At 69.9% G+C, this 1048-nt stretch carries 1 protein-coding gene; it reads right to left on the reverse strand.

Annotated elements, in window-relative coordinates; genetic code table 11:
* On the reverse strand, positions 1 to 1048 hold a 1048-nt coding region (locus IE329_RS39935), incomplete at both ends, for a HAMP domain-containing protein (RefSeq protein ID WP_190215977.1).

Below are 1048 nucleotides of genomic sequence, written 5' to 3' on the forward strand. Positions count from 1 at the left end.
TCGGCGAGGTAGAAGGCGCCGTACTGGGCGCCGACCAGCGGGGTGAGTTCGTCCATGATCAGTTCGGCGACGACGGCCAGGTCGCGGCGGCCCTGCATCAGGGCGGAGATCCGGGCCAGGTTGGACTTGAGCCAGTCCTGGTCCTCGTTGGCGCGGGTGGTCTCGCGCAGGGACTCCACCATGAAGTTGATGTTGTCCTTGAGGTCCGCGACCTCGCCGGAGGCATCGACGGTGATGGATCGGGTCAGGTCGCCCTCGGCGACCGCGCTGGTCACCTCGGCGATCGCGCGGACCTGGCGGGTCAGGTTCCCGGCCAGCTCGTTGACGTTCTCGGTCAGCCGCTTCCAGGTGCCGGAGACGCCCTCCACCTCGGCCTGGCCGCCGAGCCGGCCCTCGCTGCCGACCTCGCGGGCCACCCGGGTGACCTCCGCGGCGAACGAGGATAGCTGGTCGACCATGGTGTTGATGGTGGTCTTGAGCTCCAGGATCTCGCCGCGCGCGTCGACGTCGATCTTGCGGGTCAGGTCGCCGCGGGCCACCGCCGTGGTGACCTGCGCGATGTTGCGGACCTGGCCGGTCAGGTTGTTGGCCATCGAGTTGACGTTGTCGGTGAGGTCCTTCCAGGTGCCGGCCACGTTCGGCACCCGGGCCTGGCCGCCCAGCGTCCCCTCGGTGCCGACCTCGCGGGCCACCCGGGTCACCTCGTCGGCGAACGCCGACAGGGTGTCGACCATGGTGTTGATCACCCCGGCCAGCGCCGCCACCTCGCCCTTGGCCTCCACGGTGATCTTCTGCGAGAGGTCGCCGCGCGCCACCGCCGTCGCCACCTGGGCGATCGAGCGGACCTGGCCGGTCAGGTTGGAGGCCATCACGTTGACGTTGTCCGTGAGGTCCTTCCAGGTGCCGGAGACGCCCCGGACGGTGGCCTGGCCGCCGAGGTTGCCCTCGGTGCCGACCTCGCGGGCCACCCGGGTCACCTCGTCGGCGAAGGCGGAGAGCTGGTCGACCATCGTGTTGATGGTCTCCTTGAGTTCGAGGATCTCGCCGC

The sequence above is a fragment of the Kitasatospora indigofera genome (assembly GCF_014655955.1).
In the GTDB taxonomy this organism is placed as follows: domain Bacteria; phylum Actinomycetota; class Actinomycetes; order Streptomycetales; family Streptomycetaceae; genus Kitasatospora; species Kitasatospora indigofera.